16 protein-coding genes, 1 tRNA gene and 2 pseudogenes are annotated in these 16,596 nt (G+C 64.5%); 7 read left to right on the top strand and 12 right to left on the bottom strand.

Features of this window, described 5'->3' with window-relative positions; genetic code table 11:
* Positions 1-105: 105 nt before the first annotated feature.
* Positions 106-1,209, top strand: coding sequence for a substrate-binding domain-containing protein (locus tag ACYCUK_RS06420; RefSeq protein WP_461593980.1), 1,104 nt, complete (start codon positions 106-108; stop codon positions 1,207-1,209).
* Between the two features lie 84 nt (positions 1,210-1,293).
* Here ACYCUK_RS06420 and ACYCUK_RS06415 read toward each other — a convergent pair whose 3' ends face one another.
* The 3 genes and pseudogenes from ACYCUK_RS06415 to ACYCUK_RS06405 form a co-directional block, all read right to left on the bottom strand.
* Complete coding sequence (locus ACYCUK_RS06415; protein WP_461593979.1) at positions 1,294-2,094, bottom strand: SDR family oxidoreductase; 801 nt, start codon at positions 2,092-2,094, stop codon at positions 1,294-1,296.
* A 28-nt stretch (positions 2,095-2,122) separates the two neighbouring features.
* A pseudogene (locus ACYCUK_RS06410) lies at positions 2,123-3,515 on the bottom strand (aldehyde dehydrogenase family protein).
* A gap of 134 nt (positions 3,516-3,649) precedes the next feature.
* Positions 3,650-3,725: transfer RNA gene (locus ACYCUK_RS06405), tRNA-Arg, on the bottom strand.
* Positions 3,726-3,971: 246 nt separating this feature from the next.
* Between ACYCUK_RS06405 and ACYCUK_RS06400 the strand changes: the two genes are divergently transcribed.
* Positions 3,972-4,604 (top strand): c-type cytochrome, encoded by a 633-nt coding sequence (locus tag ACYCUK_RS06400; protein WP_461593978.1) that lies wholly within the window; start codon positions 3,972-3,974, stop codon positions 4,602-4,604.
* Positions 4,605-4,741: 137 nt separating this feature from the next.
* Here ACYCUK_RS06400 and ACYCUK_RS06395 read toward each other — a convergent pair whose 3' ends face one another.
* Genes ACYCUK_RS06395 through ACYCUK_RS06385 form a run of 3 tightly spaced genes read right to left on the bottom strand, consistent with a single transcriptional unit; the run spans position 4,742 to position 7,006 of the window.
* A complete protein-coding gene (locus ACYCUK_RS06395) occupies positions 4,742-5,338 on the bottom strand; it encodes a DUF2946 family protein (RefSeq protein ID WP_461593977.1) in 597 nt (198 codons plus the stop codon).
* A 31-nt stretch (positions 5,339-5,369) separates the two neighbouring features.
* Positions 5,370-6,503, bottom strand: a complete 1,134-nt coding sequence (locus ACYCUK_RS06390; protein WP_461594015.1) for a YheT family hydrolase — start codon at positions 6,501-6,503, stop codon at positions 5,370-5,372.
* Positions 6,504-6,553: 50 nt separating this feature from the next.
* A complete protein-coding gene (locus ACYCUK_RS06385) occupies positions 6,554-7,006 on the bottom strand; it encodes a YybH family protein (RefSeq protein WP_461593976.1) in 453 nt (150 codons plus the stop codon).
* Between the two features lie 557 nt (positions 7,007-7,563).
* Between ACYCUK_RS06385 and ACYCUK_RS06380 the strand changes: the two genes are divergently transcribed.
* Positions 7,564-7,965: a hypothetical protein gene (locus tag ACYCUK_RS06380; protein ID WP_461593975.1), complete on the top strand. Its 402-nt coding sequence runs from the start codon at positions 7,564-7,566 to the stop codon at positions 7,963-7,965.
* A gap of 126 nt (positions 7,966-8,091) precedes the next feature.
* A pseudogene (locus ACYCUK_RS06375) lies at positions 8,092-8,507 on the top strand (cupin domain-containing protein); the annotation flags it as partial.
* Positions 8,508-8,578: 71 nt separating this feature from the next.
* Here the strand turns inward: ACYCUK_RS06375 and ACYCUK_RS06370 are convergent.
* Complete coding sequence (locus ACYCUK_RS06370; RefSeq protein ID WP_461593974.1) at positions 8,579-9,232, bottom strand: glutathione S-transferase; 654 nt, start codon at positions 9,230-9,232, stop codon at positions 8,579-8,581.
* A gap of 278 nt (positions 9,233-9,510) precedes the next feature.
* On the opposite strand from ACYCUK_RS06370, the gene phaZ reads away from it, so the two are divergent.
* Complete coding sequence (gene phaZ, locus ACYCUK_RS06365; protein WP_461593973.1) at positions 9,511-10,458, top strand: polyhydroxyalkanoate depolymerase; 948 nt, start codon at positions 9,511-9,513, stop codon at positions 10,456-10,458.
* A gap of 69 nt (positions 10,459-10,527) precedes the next feature.
* Here phaZ and ACYCUK_RS06360 read toward each other — a convergent pair whose 3' ends face one another.
* The 5 genes from ACYCUK_RS06360 to ACYCUK_RS06340 form a co-directional block, all read right to left on the bottom strand.
* Positions 10,528-11,559, bottom strand: coding sequence for an isocitrate/isopropylmalate family dehydrogenase (locus ACYCUK_RS06360; RefSeq protein ID WP_461593972.1), 1,032 nt, complete (start codon positions 11,557-11,559; stop codon positions 10,528-10,530).
* Positions 11,560-11,681: 122 nt separating this feature from the next.
* Entirely contained in the window at positions 11,682-12,491 is an 810-nt protein-coding gene (locus ACYCUK_RS06355; protein ID WP_461593971.1) for a 2OG-Fe dioxygenase family protein, read from the bottom strand.
* Positions 12,492-12,498: 7 nt separating this feature from the next.
* Positions 12,499-14,280: a glutamine--tRNA ligase/YqeY domain fusion protein gene (locus tag ACYCUK_RS06350; protein WP_461593970.1), complete on the bottom strand. Its 1,782-nt coding sequence runs from the start codon at positions 14,278-14,280 to the stop codon at positions 12,499-12,501.
* Between the two features lie 206 nt (positions 14,281-14,486).
* Complete coding sequence (locus ACYCUK_RS06345) at positions 14,487-15,203, bottom strand: phosphatase PAP2 family protein (RefSeq protein WP_461593969.1); 717 nt, start codon at positions 15,201-15,203, stop codon at positions 14,487-14,489.
* A gap of 20 nt (positions 15,204-15,223) precedes the next feature.
* Positions 15,224-15,376 (bottom strand): hypothetical protein, encoded by a 153-nt coding sequence (locus ACYCUK_RS06340; RefSeq protein ID WP_461593968.1) that lies wholly within the window; start codon positions 15,374-15,376, stop codon positions 15,224-15,226.
* Between the two features lie 198 nt (positions 15,377-15,574).
* Here ACYCUK_RS06340 and ACYCUK_RS06335 point away from each other — a divergent pair, with 198 nt between their 5' ends.
* Positions 15,575-15,961: a hypothetical protein gene (locus ACYCUK_RS06335; RefSeq protein WP_461593967.1), complete on the top strand. Its 387-nt coding sequence runs from the start codon at positions 15,575-15,577 to the stop codon at positions 15,959-15,961.
* Positions 15,962-16,078: 117 nt separating this feature from the next.
* Complete coding sequence (locus ACYCUK_RS06330) at positions 16,079-16,408, top strand: hypothetical protein (protein ID WP_461593966.1); 330 nt, start codon at positions 16,079-16,081, stop codon at positions 16,406-16,408.
* Positions 16,409-16,596: the final 188 nt, after the last annotated feature.

Genomic DNA, 16,596 nt, shown 5'->3' with positions numbered 1-16,596 from the left:
TCTACGTGGCATCACGGGCATTCGCAATATGCGCCGACAGGCCCATGCGACACGGTTGCCGCAGCATGTCGACTATGCTTGCGGCAGCCTAAAGGGAAAACCCAAATGCACAAGGTTTCCATCCACCCTCAGTGGACGATCAAGCAGGCGGATGGCCAGATGCTGTCGCCAAAGCTGCTCGCACTCCTGGTCCAAGTTCATGAGCATGGCAGCCTTTCGGCCGCATGTCGGCAAACAAGCGCCTCCTATCGGCATGCGTGGGAGCTGGTGCGCTCGGGCGAAGCGATGTTCGGTGCTCCGTTACTCAACATGGAGCGCGGCAAAGGCTCCAAACTGACGGCGCTGGGTGAAACGCTGGTCTGGGCTGATCGTCGCATTGCTGCGCGCCTGAACCCGGCGTTGGCTTCGCTGTCCTCCGAACTGGAGGTGGAGATTGGGCGCGTTGTCACCTCCAGCCCAGCCCCCTTGCGTGTGCATGCCAGCCATGGATTCGCCGTGGAAAAACTGCTGGATGCCTTGGTGCTGCAACATGTGCCCGTGGAATGCAAATACATGGGCAGCCTCGAAGCTGTGGCCTCCCTGCATGATGGGGGCTGTGACCTGGCCGGATTTCATGTCCCCATCGGTGATTTCGAGGGACGCATTCTGGAGGACTACGCACGCTGGTTTGACCCGCGCACCTGCCGCGTCATCTGCACGGTCGTTCGCCGCCAGGGTCTGATCGTGGCGGCGGGAAATCCGCGAAAGATCTATGACGTGCGCGATCTCTCCCGCCCCAATGTCCGCTTCATCAATCGGCAGCGGGGATCGGGTACACGCCTGCTTCTTGAATGTCTCCTCGCCCAGGCGGGCATCGACTCCGGGGCAATCCACGGTTTTGAGCATGGCGAATACACCCATGCTGCCGTCGCCGCTTACGTCGCCAGTGGCATGGCGGACGTGGGCCTCGGGGTTGAAACACCGGCGCGACAATTCAAGCTGGACTTCATCCCGATTGCGAGCGAACGTTATTTCCTTCTTTGCCACGAGGATGCATTGGATCAACCTCAGTTGAAGACCTTGCTCGACATCCTCCGCAGCCAGGACTTCCGGGATTCTGTCAATCGCCTCCCTGGCTACTCTTTTGCTGACTCCGGCGCCATCCAGACCTTGTCACAGGCATTTCCGGGGCGAAAGTTTTCTCAAAAACCGAAAACGAGCAATCGATGAAGCGCTGGTGCGCGCGGTGTCGCTCCCCGCTCGCCCCGGCGTGCATGGAACGGCAACCCATGAGGGCCGTTTCCAAGCCCCCGCTCACCGTCCAACGACAATGTTCGAGCACCGTGCCGAACAGGAGTCCCGCAGAGTCGGCCATCGCGGTCCGACTCTGCCACACAGGCTGCCGAAACTCCAGGCGCGGTTCAGCGCCAAGGGTTCAGCGACGAGCCATTCGAATCCGTGCATGTGCGTGAGCACATGGGCATACATGCCACCGTCGCAGGGAATATTGGTGCCGCGATTGGTGCCGCGAATCCAGGCGCTCGGCGACGAGCAGAGAAAAGCAACCAGAGGCGCGATGTCCTCGGGCGTTCCTGGGCGATCCATGACCTTCATGTCTTCCTCGGCGCGTGCGCCCAGGGTTTGAATGCAATCGGCAAGAATCGGGGTCTGAACCGGGCCGGGGCTCACGCAATTCATGCGGATGCCGCGATCACGCCACGTCCAGCGATTCAGCATGGTCCAGACGATCAGCGTCTCCTTGGACAAGAAATAACTGCGTGCATCGTCGACACGGTGGGCCTCGCAGTATTTCTCGACCTCGGTGAAAGCACGCAACCCCGGGAAGTTGACGCGCAGGACCGCTGCGGCACTGCGCGTGGGTGGCAGTCCCGCGATGTTGCAGAGCGCGTCGATCCCACCACCTACTGCGGCCGCGGCATGCGCGATGGAAGCAGGGTCGGACAAATCAGCACGCACAAAGTGATCCGCTCCGTCGGCAGGATTGCGGTCGACGCCAACGACCGTGGCACCTTCGCCCTTCAGCTCTTTGACGGTTTCCGCACCGATACCCGATGCTGCCCCGGTCACCACAATCTTCTTTCCAGGCAGTCGCATCTTGATCTCTCCTAGGTCCGAGGTGGGTTCAGAGTGGGGCATGGCGCGGCGTCGTCTGCACGCTGATCCAGCGCAGTTCGGTGAACTCGTGCACACCGGCCTTGCCGCCGAATCCGCCATATCCGCTGCCCTTGACGCCACCGAAGGGCATCTGCCCTCATCGTGGGCGGTTGGCCCGTTGACATGGCAGATCCCGGATTCGATGCGCCTGGCCACGTTCATGGCACGCGCCACGTCGCGCCCGAAAACGGCGGCGGAGAGTCCGTATTCGTTGTCGCTGGCGCAGGCAATCGCCGCCTCGATGTCCTTGACCCGCACGGTCGGTTTGACCGGGCCGAACGATTCGTCGCGGAAAATGCGCATGTCCGCAGTGACTGGTCGAGCAGGGTGGCCGGCATGAGCGTGCTGTCGGCCTTGCCGCCGCAGACCAGCGAAGCACCTTTGGCCAGTGCATCGTCGATGAGGGCGTTGCAGCGCTCAACCGTACTCATGTCGACGACCGGGCCCAGCACGGCCGGGCCTTTGCGCGGATCCCCAAGCGGCAGGCCGCTTGCCTTGGCCGCCGGGCGGGACACAAAGGCGTCAGCGATGCTCTCGTCGACGATGATGCGCTCGGTCGACATGCAGATCTGGCCCGAGTTCGCGAAGGCGCCGAAGGCTGCGGCATTCACCGCGGCTTCGATGTCGGCGTCGTCGAGCACCACCCGTGGTGCTTTCCCGCCAAGTTCGAGCACAACTGGCTTGAGGTACCGGGCACATAGCGATGCAATGATCTTGCCCACGCGCGTCGAGCCGGTGAAGTTGACGCGTCGCACGGCTGGATGGGCAATCATGGCCTCCACGACCTCGGCGGCGTCAGCCGGCGCGTTGGTGACAAAATTCACCACACCCGCTGGCAGGCCCGCATCCTGCAGCGCCTCGGCGATCAAACCATGGGTTGCTCTGGGCAGAGTTCCGAGCCCTTGAGGACGGCCGTGGTGCCACACGCCAGCGGAGTCGCGATCGCACGCACACCCAGGATGATGGGCGCGTTCCAGGGCGCCATGCCAAGCACCACGCCAGCCGGTTGACGTATGGCCATGGCCAAATTGCCCGGCACATCCGAGGGAATGACTTCACCGCTGACCTGTGTGGTCAGCGCGGCGGCTTCCAGCAACATTCCTGCCGCGAGGTGAACGTTGAAACCCGCCAGATTCCCCGTTTCTGCGGCAACGGCATTCGCGAATGCCTCGGACTTCGCCGCGAGCGACTGCGCGGCCTTCATCAGCATGGCGCGACGCCCGCCCGGGCCGATTGCGGCCCAGGCGGGGAAGGCCTTCGCGGCCGCATCGACTGCCGCCAAGGGGGTTGCGGCGATCGAACGTGGCCCCACTGGCCGCCTGGACATGTTGCCCGGCAATCAGCATCGAAATGTTGTTCATGGATATCTTCGGAGGGTCCATGCAGTGAGCCGCCAGCCTCAAGCATTCAGCGGCCAAGGAGATGGCATTCGCTGCCAGTGGGCGCAGGAATTCCCCAGAGGCTTCTCTGCCAATGGTTGTTTTTAAGAGGAAACTGGTGCGCCCGGCTGGAATCGAACCAGCGGCCCTTGGCTTCGGAGGCCAATACTCTATCCACTGAGCTACGGGCGCGGATCTCGATGTTGCGGTGGTGCAGGCGGCGCGTTCGGCAACTTGTCGCTAAGCGCTTTTGCCCCTCACTTTGGCCCTTCAAAACAGGGCAACCGACCCTTCTACATCAAGCTTATGGTGATGAAAATCAACATGCAAGTGTATCAGTAGCGCTGTTTGCGGCGAGTGTGACCAAAACGATGCGCGTAGGCCATATCATGCGGCAGGTTTCACCATCCAGACCTATTTCATAACCACGCGTTGATCATGAGCGAACATCCATCCCAGTCTTCCAACGAAAGCGGCGAGCTGCCATTCGCATCCACGCTGCGCAAGACCATCATCATTTTGCTGGTGGGTTTTGCCACGCCTGTCATTGTCTTGCTATTGATCGTGCATTTCATCTCGGACGAAACTGTGCCTCCGGCAGGATCCTTGTCCCTGTCGACGGCGGCTGTCGATCAGCGCGTTGCAGCTGTGGGACAAGTTGCCGTCGCTTCCAGCGCAAAAGCCGCTTCGCAGGCCAATGCAGCGTCCATGTCGAGCGCTGCGCCGGCCCCGGCGGCTTCGGCCACCGCGACTGCGGCGGCGGCCTCGCAACCCGCCGGCGGCGCCCCGGCGGCAGCGGCGGTCACCGTTGCCAGCGCCGATGCAGGCAAAACGTTGTATGAGTCGTCCTGCATTGCCTGTCATGGTGCAGGCATTGCGGGTGCGCCGAAATTTGGCGACAAGGATGCCTGGGCGCCGATCATCGCGCAAGGCGTACCGGTACTTTACGACCGCGCCATTCACGGCTACACCGGCAAGCGCGGCATGATGCCGCCCAAGGGTGGCAGCACCGCCAGCGATGCGGACGTGAAGGCCGCGGTGGACTACATGGTGGCGGCAGCGAAGTCATAGCAACACCTCGCCAGGCATGGCCAAGGCGCCCCGTTCGCGCCTTGGCAGACACCCACGAAAAAGCCCGTATCCTGCGGGCTTTTTCGTGGGTGCGGTCTCGGATGGGCAAGAGGCGGATGGCGCGCCGGGCGGCGCGCTCACGTCAAGCCATCGCCATGTGCGGATGGCTGGATTTGAAAACCGAGGCGGCTGCGTAAATCCAGGTCCGACATGGGTTCCAAAACCATGGGCGCGAACCCAGGCAGGGACAGCAGGCGCAGCGTATCGTCCAGCCAGGGCGCCAGGAGGCTCGTATCCAGGCTATGGACAATGCCCGGCCCTTCGCTGCTGGCAAAAAACAGCCGCCCGAGGGCATCGACATACCCAGCGCTGATGTCGCAGGGCTTGCCGGTGTGGGTCTGCCAACGGGGCCGGTCGTCGACGCTCTCGCCAACCTGCAAGCGCAGCACCAGCGGTGCGGCTTCCAGATCCACATAAACACGCTGCGGCCCGTTCTGAAAAAACCAGTAGCCGCGTTCATCCGCCGCGTAATTGCGCTGGATGAAGTCAATCAATTTTTCGTGCAGCACGCGGCTGGCACCGGCTTTGTCGAGCCGGCCCCGGGCATCGCGCGGCCAGGGGTGAATCTCCGCGTCGCGGATCCACCACTGCCCGCGCGCATCCAGCGCCAGCCAGCCGGTGCAGGCCGGAACATTGGGCCAACGCAACAGGGCCTTGCGAACCAGTTCATCCATGGCTGTTGTTGACCAAGAAATGCGCGGACGCTCAAACGCCCTGCTGGAAAAAATGCAGCAGGCGTTGCGGCATCCATGCAATGTGCCCCGGGATAGGCCCCTGGGCAAAACCGACATGGCCGCCTTGCTCGGGTTGCTCCAGCCACACACCAGGGGCAACTTCGCCGGCTGCAGGCAAGGCCGCCGCCGGCAGGAAGGGGTCGTTACGGGCGTTGATGACCAGCGTTGGCAGGCGGATGCTGGCAAGGTGGGGTTTGCTGGAAGCGCGGTGCCAGTAGTCGTCGGTATCCCGAAAACCATGCACGGGTGCGGTGAAGGCGTTGTCGAAGTCGTACAGGTCGCGTGCCGTGGCAATGGCCTGTGCATCGGCCAGGCCCGGATGCAGGCGCACCATGGCCAGCGCCTTGGGCTTGAGTGTGCGCAGGAACATGGGCGTGTACACCCTGCGGTTGAAGCCGCGGGAAATGGCCGCGCCACCAGCGGCCAAGTCCATCGGAGCGCTGACGCTGGCCAGCGCCTGGACGACTGCGGCCGCCTGCGTGCCTGCCTCTTGAGCCCAGCGCAACAAGGCGTTGCCGCCGAGCGAGATGCCGGCCGCGTAGATGGGGCCGGCATGCGAGCTGCGAAACCGCCGCAGGACCCAGTCGACCTCCTGCCAGTCGCCCGAGTGGTAGGCGCGTGGTGCGCGGTTGAGTTCGCCGGAACAGCCGCGGAAATGCGGCACGGCCATGCGCCAGCCGGCAAGCCGGCAGGCCTGCGCGGTGGCCTGCGCGTAGTGGCTGCGAGATGAACCTTCCAGGCCATGAAACAGCACCAGCAGCGGCCTTGTCTCTGATGCTGCGTCAGCCACGCGCGCAGCCGGCGCAACGGGATCGATGCGATCGACATCGATGAAGTCGCCATCGGGCGTATCCCAGCGCTCGCGCATCCAGGCGAGCGCTGGGATGGGCGTTGCCGTGAGGGCTCCCAGGCCTCTGCCTTGCGGCAACCGCCCCCCAGGGGGAATGAAAAAACTTCGGTCAGCCGTGCCTTGTCTCATGGAACGCGAAAACAGCGCCGGCCAGATGGTCTGAGCCTGGCCTCCAGGCAGCCAGCGCGGCGCGGTGTAGGCAGCCAGCTGCGGCCCATTGAACGTATCGATGGTGCTTGGTGCAGCGACGGACATGGCTGCATCGGCCGTGCCGGCAACGTCAGCGGTCGAGTCGTGGCCACGCTTCAATGCAGACGCTCCGAAGTGGCCATGACTTCGGCCGCTTCGTGGGCCGTACCGGGGCTGGCGTGGTGCAGCACCAGGCGCCAGCCGTCGGATGTCTTGATGTAGACATTGGTGGCGAGCACGAAGGCGAACTGCTGCTCCCCCGGATCGCTCTGCACCAGCACGCGCTCGACCACGTTGTGCACGGCGCCACCCAGGGTGACGGTGCGCAGCACCCGCTCGGGCGTGATGCGCACCGGGCCAACCGCGAACAGTTGCTCGAAGCTGGCGCGTATGGCTGCCGGGCCGACGAGGCGCGGGCCGCCCGGATGCACGCAAACCAGATCGTCCTCATCGGCCCAGACCCGCATGAGCGCATCCACATCGGCCATTTGCAGGGCCTCGTAAAAGGCGGCCTCGGCGGCTTCCGCCGAGCTTTGCAAACCTGCTCGCTGCGATGTTGCGCGTTGCATGAAGCACTCCTCGATGTTCGGTTCGACACAACTGCACGGCAGCGGCAACTCCAGCGCCGCTGCAGACTTGATTTGAACACCACCGTTTCAAACCCACTCGCAGCCCCTGTCGCGACACCCAGGCCTGGCGGCAAGGGCACGCGTGCCGCTCAAGCGAAGCGCGAGCTGTGCGAAGCGCACGGGCACATCGCAATATCCACCGGCCGGCCCTGGGTTGGCCCGCAAAGAAAGACGCCAGGATGCCTCCAGAGCCATCGCGACGGCCGATTAAACCTGGCTTAAAACCGGGCACAAATCTGGCCTAAAACCCCGCAGCGGGAAACCGATCATGACTTCGGCAAGTCTCATCCCGATAAGACCGCCTCTTGTTCAGCGGCCCATCGGGGTGGACTGGCCTACCCGGTGCCTGCCAACGCTTTGCTGCGTTCGCGGACATGGCATTGGGGGGGTCTCTTCATTCGGGCCGAGACGCCATGGCGGCCACAAGGGCTTGCAGTCTTGCAGGCCGTTGTGCAGTCGCATGGCGGTTGTTCCTGTCCTTCCAAGGAGTTGCCATCATGAAGCACCTTCCAACATCGGTGAAATGTGTCGCCCTCCTGGCCGCGGCCTTGCTGCCCCTGGCTGCCTCGCAAGCCCATGCCGCGACCATCCATACCCAGGGTTCCATCCAGTACGTCTGCAGCGGCGTCGGCCAAGGTTCCCTGCAGAAAATGCAGGCGCAAGCCGCCAAGTTCAACCTCGGCTTCTGGATGGTGAAGGGGCCGCAAGGGGAGTATCTGGCCAATGTGCCGGTGAAGGTCATGCAAAACGGCAAGACCGTGGCCAAGTTCACCGCCGGCGGCCCGTTGTGCTACCTCAAGGCACCGGCGGGCACCTACACCATCGAGGGGCGCCATGACGGCCAGTTGCGCACCATCCAAGCGCAGAGCGGCACCACGGCGCACTATTTGCGTTGGTGATCGCGTCGCGTGCTGTGTGAAGTTGCTTGCCGCCATCGCCTGAATCACTGCAGACGTCACCGACTTGAGTCCACTGGAACGGTTTATGCATATTCCCGAGGTGTTTTTCGCTCCTGGAGACCGGTCATATTGGACAGCGTCAAGACCAAGTTTTCGCACGTCAAGCCAGGCGATACCGCGTTCAAGGGCGACGGCCCGCGCGATTTTTCCACTACCGCGATCTCGGCCTCAAGGAGGCCACCAATGGCCGAGTGGTTGCCCATCTGGTGAAGGCCACCGACATCCCGCCCGAGAACAGCGGTACCGGCTGGCATTTCCATGTGGCCGACTTCCAGATCGTCATCATGACCAAGGGCTGGGCGCGCTTCATGTACGAGGACCAGGACACACTGGTGGCGGCAGGCGACTGGTGGATCAGCGCCCGGGCATCTTGCATTGCCTCTACGACGACTCACTCGCCCGACATGGAGTATCTGGAAATCGTCGGGCCGGCCGACTTCTGCGTGGTCGATACCGAAGGCCCTTGCGCGATTCCACCGCCCGCCCACGCCCTGGCAATAGCTTGCGGCGCCAGGCATCATGACCTGTGCGCCGCAGGCAGGAGCAGCCAGCTTCAGAACTCCATGTCGAGTTCGTCGATGTCGGTGTGCTGCCGGCTCGCGGCTGCCAGCCATTCCTGCATTTCCGGCAGGGCCATGATGCGTACGGCATACGCGGTGCAGGCGCCATCGAGCGCCACGTCGTAGATCATGAAGCGGGTCGCCACCGGGGCGTACATGGCGTCGGCCATGCCGCGCTCGCCGAACAGGAACGGGCCGCCGTAAGTCGTCAGGCATTCGTGCCAGATGGCGAGAATGCGCTCGATATCGGCTTGCGCCCGGGCCCATACCTTGTAGCCGGGGTCATGGCCCTTGAGGTTCATGGGCAGGGCCGAGCGCAGGTTGGCGAAGCCGGAATGCATCTCGCCACTGATGGCGCGGCGATGCGCGCGCATCGCCAGGGTTTCGGGCAGCAGGCCGGCCTTGGGCTTGACCTCGTCGAGGTACTCGGCAATGGCCAGGGTATCCCACACCTTGATGCCGTTGTGCGTCAGGCAAGGCACCAGGATGGAGGACGACAGCAGCAACAATTCCTGGCGCGCTCCGGCGTCGTCGGGCGAGACCAGGATTTGGTCGAAATCCAGCTTGGCGAACTTGGCGAGCAGCCAACCCCGTAGCGACCAGGACGAGTAATTCTTGCTGCTGATGCTGAGCGTGGTGCGCGCCATGGCCTCGTCTCCGCTGTGTGTATGCCAAAACCGGGGGCGATGCCCGGTCCATGCCGGATTCCAAGCAAGCGCTGTGCCAGCGCGGGCCGCCAGGCCGCGTCAGCCAGGCCCGGAGAAGCGACCGAGTTCCCTGGATGCACGGGCAAACGGCTTGAAACTTGCTTGCTTGAACAAGCACCCCAGCCATCGACACGGGGCGCCCAGACGACCGCGAGCGGCAACGCCGTTTCAACCCGTGAGACCGCCATGCTCGACCAAACCAACGAAACCCAGGCGACATGCTTTGGCCCCTGCGCGAGTTCGCGCGCAGGGCCGCACCTGCGTGGCGTGACACCCGCCTGGGCTTGATCGAGCTGATGCCCTTGCGCCAGATGTCGGCCGCGTTCGAGGTGCTGGCGCTGGCGCGCCTCACGCACAAGCGCCCTGGCTTTCGCATCGACACCGTGGAGCATGGCGGACGCACCATAGCCATGCATGAAGAACCGGCCGCCGTCACGCCCTTCTGCACCCTGCTGCATTTTCGCAAGGGCATGGAGCACCCGGGACCGGCCGTGCTCATCGTCGCGCCCATGTCCGGGCACTTCGCCACGCTGCTGCGCGAAACCGCACGCACCATGCCGCAGGACCATGATGTCTACATCACCGACTGGCACAACGCCCGCGACGTGCCGCTGCGCGAAGGCCGCTTCGGTCTGGACGAATACACCAAGCACCTGATGCGCTTCCTCGAGGTCATCGGCCCTGGCTCGCACCTCATGGCCATCTGCCAGCCCAGCGTGCCGGCACTGGCCGCCACCGCGCTGATGGCCGAGGACCGCAACCCCGCCACGCCCGCCAGCCTGACCCTGATGGCCGGGCCCGTCGACTGCCGCATCAGCCCCACCGCGGTCAACCTGCTGGCCACCTCGAAGCCCATCGAGTGGTTCGCGCAAAGCCTGGTCAGCCCGGTGCCACTGCAGTGCAAAGGTGCCGGGCGCGAGGTCTACCCGGGCTTCCTGCAACTCACGGCTTTTCTCAACATGAACCTGGAGCGCCACACCGACATGTTCCGCCAGTATTTCGACGACCTGGTGGAGGGCAATACCGACTGCGCCCAGTCCACCCGCAAGTTCTACAAGGAGTATTTCGCCGTGGCCGATCTGCCCGCCGAGTTCGATCCGGGGTACGCACCACGGGTGAGAAGCCCCTCCCCCACATCTGGGGAAGGTTGGGAGGGGGGGGGATAATGTGTTGCGCCAAAGAACCTCCCCACCCCAGCCCTCCCCGCCTGCGGGGAGGGCGCAGCGCAGGGTGCTTCAGTCGTTCTTGATACGGCTGACGATGGCCGCGGTGAAGGTCTTGGTGTCGGCCTTGCCGCCGAGGTCGCCGGTGCGAACCTTGTCCGCATTGAGCGTGCCGGAGATGGCCTGGCGCAGGCGCGTGGCCTTGTCGTGCAGCTTGACGTGGTCGAGCATCAGCGCCGCGGCCAGCATCAGCGCGATGGGGTTGGCCAAGCCCTTGCCGGCGATGTCGGGCGCCGAGCCGTGCACCGCCTCGAAGATGGCCGCATCCTGGCCGATGTTCGCGCCTGGCGCCATGCCCAGCCCGCCCACCAGCCCGGCGGCCAGGTCCGACAAAATATCGCCGAACAAGTTGGTTGTGACCAGGGTGTCGAATTGCCAGGGGTTGATCACCAGCTTCATGCAGCAGGCGTCGACGATGACGTTGTCCAGATCGATCTGCCCGGCGTACTTCTCGCCGTGCAACTGATAGGCGGTTTCCAGGAAGATGCCGGTGAGCGCCTTCATGATGTTGGCCTTGTGCACCACCGTCACTTTCTTGCGCCCGAGGGCAATGGCGGTTTGGAAGGTGTAGTTCAGGATGTTGAGCGCGCCCTGCCGGGTGTTCACCCCGGTGGCGATGGCCACGGCGTGCGGGTCGTCGTTGATCGGGATGTAATGCTCGTAGCCCATGTACAGCCCTTCGACGTTCTCGCGGAACACCAGCAGGTCGATGTCGTCGAAGCGTCCGCCAGGCACCATGGTCTTGGTCGGGCGCATATTGGCATAGAGCTTGAAGGCCTCGCGCAGGCGCACATTGCTGGAGCGGTAGCCGCCGCCGGAGGGCGTTTCCAGCGGGCCCTTGAGCGCCAGGCGGGTGCGGCGAATGCTGTCGAGCGTGACCGGCGGCAACGGGTCGCCCGCGGCATGCACCCCGGCCAGGCCGGCCACCTGCACGTCCCAGTCGAACGGCGCTTGCAGCGCGTCGAGCGCGGCCAGCGTCGCGTCCATGATCTCGGGACCGATGCCGTCGCCTGCAATCAGAGTGGCGGGAATGCGTGTGCTCATGGGGTCTCCAACGATGAAAAGGCTGCCTGCGGAAAAGGTCCGCAGGCAGCCCGTAAGCATAAGCCGCGCCCATGAATGCCCCGCCCGGGCCGATGCGCCACGACTGCACCGCCAAGCCCTTCTCAGCCCTGGCCGGGCTCCAAAAATCCCCCCGCGCGCCAGGTCAGCACCAAGGTGTCGCGCCAGCCGGGTTGGGTGGGATCCGTGGGCAGGATGGGGGTGGATTCGTGGATCACGCGACTGTCGTCCATCAGCAGCGCGCTCCACGGTTGCTCCAGGGTGAAGCGCACGCCGTGAGGTCCATCGGCCTGGAACACGCGGGTTTCGCCACCGCGAATGCCGTGGCGCTGCACCAGGATGACGGCGACGAAGTCGACCCCGTCGCGATGCGCGCCCTCGGGCGTGGGACGGCCTATGCCTTCGTGGGTGTCGATACGGAATTGGTGGGCTTCGACAAACCATTGCCGCTGTGGCCGCAAGTGCGCGAACAGGCGCCCCAGCCCGAGCAGCAGTGCCGCCATGCAGGGCAAGGCCAGCAAGCCCGCGTCGAGCGGCGCGTACCAGCGCAGCATGCCGCCGTGCAGGGCGTTGTAGGTGGTGGGCTGGTAATGGGCGCGGTGCGGCGCCAAGGCCAACGCGTTCTCGCCCGCGGCGGCTTGCAGCTTGTGGATGTAGCTGGCGTGGCGGCGGCTGCGGTAGTGCCCGCCGTCTTTCAGATAGCTGTCCGGCGGCAGTGCGTTCCAGTAGGCGGCGGCCTGGTCGCAGGCTTGCGCGCCCAGGCCGCACAACGCCGCCAATTCGGCGGCCGGCAGCACGGCGTAGCCCGCGGCGCGCAGGCGCTCTGCGGCGTCGGCATGGTTGCCTGCTGCAGGCTCGCCGCCGGCGACAAAACCGGCGACAGCCTCATCCAAGGCGGTGAGCCCGCGGTTCATGGCTGGCTCACTTGCCCCAACCGTCTTTGAGCGTGGCGGTGCGGTTGAACACCAGATGGCCGGGCGCATGGTCTTTCGCGTCGGCCGCGAAATAGCCGTGGCGCTCGAACTGCACGCTCTGCCCCGGCTGGGTCGAGGCTTGGCCGGGTTCGACCCAGGCTTGCGCGATGCGCAGGCTCTCGGGGTTGAGCATGGAGAGGAAATCGCGCCCGCCGGCATCCGGCTGGGCCTCGGTGAACAGGCGCTCGTACAGGCGCACTTCGGCGGACATCGCATCGGCCGCGGCCACCCAGGTGATGACACCCTTGACCTTCACCGCTGCGGCGCCGGGCGTGCCGCTTTTGGTGTCGGCAACCAGGGTGGCCTGCACTTCGGTCACCCGGCCCTGCGCATCCAGCGTGGCGCCGGTGCACTCGATCACATGGCCGTATTTCAGGCGCACGCGGCTGCCGGGAAACAGGCGGAAAAAGCCTTTGGGCGGATCGAGCACGAAGTCGTCGCGCTCGATCCACAGCTCGCGGCCGAACTTGAAGTGGCGCGTGCCCCACTCGGGATGGTGGGGATGCACAGGAGCCTGGCAATCGTCCAGCATGCCGGCGCCCATCAGCTCGTCCCAGTTGGTGAGCACGAGCCTGACGGGGTCGAGCACGGCCATGGCGCGCGGGGCCAGCGGATCGAGGTCTTCGCGCAGCGCGCCTTCGAGCGTGGCGTAGTCGATCCATGAATCGGACTTGGTCACGCCGATGCGCTCGGCGAACAAACGCAGGCTGGCTGCGGTGTAGCCGCGGCGGCGCAGCCCGGCGATGGTGGGCAGGCGCGGGTCGTCCCAGCCGGCCACATGGCCTTCGTTCACCAGTTGCGCCAGCTTGCGTTTGCTGGTGACGACATAGCCGAGGTTGAGGCGGGCGAACTCATGCTGGTGCGGTAGCGGCCGGGCAAGCACGCCGAGGTCGGCCAGTTTGCCCAGCACCCAGTCGTAGAACGGGCGCTGGTCTTCGAATTCGAGCGTGCAGATGCTGTGGGTGATGCGTTCCAGCGCGTCCTCGATGGGGTGGGCGAAGGTGTACATCGGGTAGATGCACCAGGCGTTGCCGGTGCGGTGATGCTCGGCGAACTTGATGCGGTAGATGGCCGGATCGCGCAGGTTGATGTTGGGCGAGGCCATGTCGATTTTCGCCCGCAGCACCATGCTGCCTTCCGGGTGCTGGCCAGCACGCATGGCCTCGAAGCGTCGCCGGCTCTCGGCGGCTGGGAGGTCGCGCCAGGGGCTGGCCACACCGGGCTCGGTGAGGGTTCCGCGGTTGCGGCGCATCTCATCGGCGCTTTGTTCGTCGACATAGGCCAGGCCGGCGTCGATCAGGGCGCAGGCGGCTCGCCACATGAGGTCGAAGTAGTCGCTGGCGAAATATTCGTGATTCACCCCGCCAGCCACCCAGTCGAAGCCCAGCCAGCGCACCGCGTCGCGGATGGCGTGGACGTATTCGTCCTCTTCCTTCTCGGGGTTGGTGTCGTCGAAGCGCAGGTGGCACACGCCGCCATAGTCTTGCGCCAGCCCGAAGTTCAGGCAGATGCTCTTGGCATGGCCGATGTGCAGATAACCATTGGGCTCGGGAGGAAAGCGGGTGCGAATGCGCGCGGCATCGAACGGCGCCTCGGCGAGCTGTTGCGCGTCGCCCGGCACGCCGGCGAAGCGCCGGCCGGCATCGCGCCCGCTCGCCAGGTCGGCCTCGATGATCTGGCGCAGGAAGTTGGAAGCCTTGGGGCTACTGGGTAGATCCGTGGGTTGCATGGGAAATGATGTGAAAAGAGCAATTTTCCGTCAAGCGCGGCGACGAGGGAGTCCTCATGGCGAAAGTCTTCGCATGCCAAGGGCATGGCGCGGCGTGTTGATGACCAGAATCTCAACGCTCGCCAACGCGTCGTTGATGCTGTGCAGCAGGCTCTGGATGTGCTCTCGTCAGCTCGATGGGATCGGCATCGGTCTCGGCCATGGCGTCAATGACTCGGCGCGGTCTGCATGGCTCTGGCGAAGCGGGAGGGGGGGCGCGGCCTCGTGGCCCAGGCCACGGATGCGCCCAGCAAGGCTCCAGCAATCGCGTCGACCACGACATGCTGCTTGGTCGCCAGGGTCGAGAAGACGATCAGCGCGCACCACAGCATGTTGAGGCAACGCATGCGCCTGCCGAAGCCCAGCGCTGGCACCATCCAGTCGAGCCAGAAAGCGGCAAACACCGCCGTGGCCACATGCAGGGACGGACAGGCGTTACCGGCCGCGTCGACCCCGCGCAGAATCGCGAAGCCGGGATGCTGCGCCCAGTTGATGGGGAATGCAGGCACCTGGGTGGGCCAGACATAGAACACGCCCAGGCCGATCAGGCAGACGATGGCCATGCGCGCGCCAAAGCCTATGATCTCGCGCCGCGTCGCCATCAAGGCCGGCGGCAAGCTCACGTACAACCACAGCGAGAAATAGAACGGCAGTGCCCAGGGCTGAAACCCGATCCAGCGGTCGAGGGCCGTCATGGGCATGACCGTGACCGCTCCATTCGGATGTTTGAGCAAATCAAAGTAGGCCAGAAAAAACACCCAGGTGAACGCCGTGGTGCCGATGGACTTGAACCAGACATGACGCATCATGGTGCGCCATGTCTGCAACGCCAGTGCGCCCGCAGTCGGAGCAGCCGGGGACTCGTTCACACGCGATAAGGCCATGATCGATTCCCGCCCCGCGCCTAAGCCGCCACGCGGCGTGCGATCAGGCTGGCATGGCTGTCGTACCCGGCCAACTCCGCATGGGCATGGGCCAGCGGCCGCACCGCCTCGTTGGTGGTCATGGTGGATGTCGCCCAGGTCACCGCAGAGGCCTTGCTGGATGAGTTGGGCAAGCATGCATCCCTCTGAGTTCCCACGGTTTTTTTGCCCGCTGATAAGGTCGGCACATGCTAGCAGCGCGCTGCGCCACGGCAGCCAGAAAAACCAGCGGCATGGCTGTGTAGCGAAGGCAAAAAACTTCCTTGAACTTGTCGGCAAAGCGCCCAAAGCCGGCGTTGAAGCGTTGAAGGCTACAACTTGGGAGATCCATCATGCTGCGACAAACCCTGCTTGGACTGGTGGCAACAGCCGCCGTTTTCAGCGCTCCCAATGCCCATGCCGGCGACGTCTGGTGGTCCGTTTCGGTCGGTCTGCCGGCCGTGGCCTTCAATGTGCCACCGCCCATCGCCTACCCCGCTCCGCCACCCATGGTGTATGCGCCACCCGTGGCCTATGCGCCTCCCCCGGTGGACTACGCACCACCTCCAGTCAGGTACCGGGTTGCGCCACGCCCACCTGTGGTGGCCTACAACGGCTACCCCATTGGCGATGCGCAGGCCGCGTATCCAGGCTGGGGGCCCCGCCCCGACCGCCATGACTGGCATGCATGGAAACATGAGAGACGGGAGCGTCGGCACTGGAAGCATGACAACGACTGATGAACAGGCCCTAGTTCTGTCACGTTTTGTCAGATTTATGTGGAGCGTACTGTCTCCATTGGCCGCTTCGCCGCGTTGATATCGCATACACAAGGCAGACCTCTTCGGAGAACCATCATGCTTCGCACATCTTTATTGGCTTTGACCCTGAGCGCCGCAGCCGCGCTGGCACCTGCCGCTCATGCCGACGGGGTGTATTGGTCGCTGGGCGTCGGCGGCCCGGGTGTGGCTGCCAATTTCGGCAACGTCTACCCCGCTCCCCCGGTGTATTACTACGCCCCACCTCCGGTTTACTACGCCCCTCCGGCGCCGGTCTATTACGCCCCACCCCCTGCAGTCACCTACTACCCAGGATATATCAGCTATGGCGTCTACAATCGCCCGTGGCATCCAGACCGTGGCTGGCACAGGGGCTGGGGGCGTGAGGACGACGACGAGCGCCATTGATCGGCGACTGCAAGCCACGCCACTGTCGGCTTGCGGGGTGATTGAGAAGCAAGGTGAGATGGGACCGGCCCATCTCACCGTCATCGCACCTTTGGGTTGACGTTCCAAACCGGTTGCCTGCGCCATACCTCGGCATGGGGGTGGGATATGGCCCGAATGCCCGGGCACAAGGCTTGATCTTTTATGAT

Source organism: Thiomonas sp., assembly GCF_054608695.1.
The sequence above is the reverse complement of the archived record's forward strand: the minus strand, read 5'-3'. Positions and strand labels throughout refer to the sequence as shown.

Bases quoted from the DNA above. Each gene is read 5' to 3' on its own strand.
- ACYCUK_RS06420 (WP_461593980.1), top strand. From the start codon at position 106: ATGCACAAGGTTTCCATCCACCCTCAGTGGACGATCAAGCAGGCGGAT.
- ACYCUK_RS06415 (WP_461593979.1), bottom strand. From the start codon at position 2,094: ATGCGACTGCCTGGAAAGAAGATTGTGGTGACCGGGGCAGCATCGGGT.
- ACYCUK_RS06400 (WP_461593978.1), top strand. From the start codon at position 3,972: ATGAGCGAACATCCATCCCAGTCTTCCAACGAAAGCGGCGAGCTGCCA.
- ACYCUK_RS06395 (WP_461593977.1), bottom strand. From the start codon at position 5,338: ATGGATGAACTGGTTCGCAAGGCCCTGTTGCGTTGGCCCAATGTTCCG.
- ACYCUK_RS06390 (WP_461594015.1), bottom strand. From the start codon at position 6,503: ATGTCCGTCGCTGCACCAAGCACCATCGATACGTTCAATGGGCCGCAG.
- ACYCUK_RS06385 (WP_461593976.1), bottom strand. From the start codon at position 7,006: ATGCAACGCGCAACATCGCAGCGAGCAGGTTTGCAAAGCTCGGCGGAA.
- ACYCUK_RS06380 (WP_461593975.1), top strand. From the start codon at position 7,564: ATGAAGCACCTTCCAACATCGGTGAAATGTGTCGCCCTCCTGGCCGCG.
- ACYCUK_RS06370 (WP_461593974.1), bottom strand. From the start codon at position 9,232: ATGGCGCGCACCACGCTCAGCATCAGCAGCAAGAATTACTCGTCCTGG.
- phaZ (WP_461593973.1), top strand. From the start codon at position 9,511: ATGCTTTGGCCCCTGCGCGAGTTCGCGCGCAGGGCCGCACCTGCGTGG.
- ACYCUK_RS06360 (WP_461593972.1), bottom strand. From the start codon at position 11,559: ATGAGCACACGCATTCCCGCCACTCTGATTGCAGGCGACGGCATCGGT.
- ACYCUK_RS06355 (WP_461593971.1), bottom strand. From the start codon at position 12,491: ATGAACCGCGGGCTCACCGCCTTGGATGAGGCTGTCGCCGGTTTTGTC.
- ACYCUK_RS06350 (WP_461593970.1), bottom strand. From the start codon at position 14,280: ATGCAACCCACGGATCTACCCAGTAGCCCCAAGGCTTCCAACTTCCTG.
- ACYCUK_RS06345 (WP_461593969.1), bottom strand. From the start codon at position 15,203: ATGGCCTTATCGCGTGTGAACGAGTCCCCGGCTGCTCCGACTGCGGGC.
- ACYCUK_RS06335 (WP_461593967.1), top strand. From the start codon at position 15,575: ATGCTGCGACAAACCCTGCTTGGACTGGTGGCAACAGCCGCCGTTTTC.
- ACYCUK_RS06330 (WP_461593966.1), top strand. From the start codon at position 16,079: ATGCTTCGCACATCTTTATTGGCTTTGACCCTGAGCGCCGCAGCCGCG.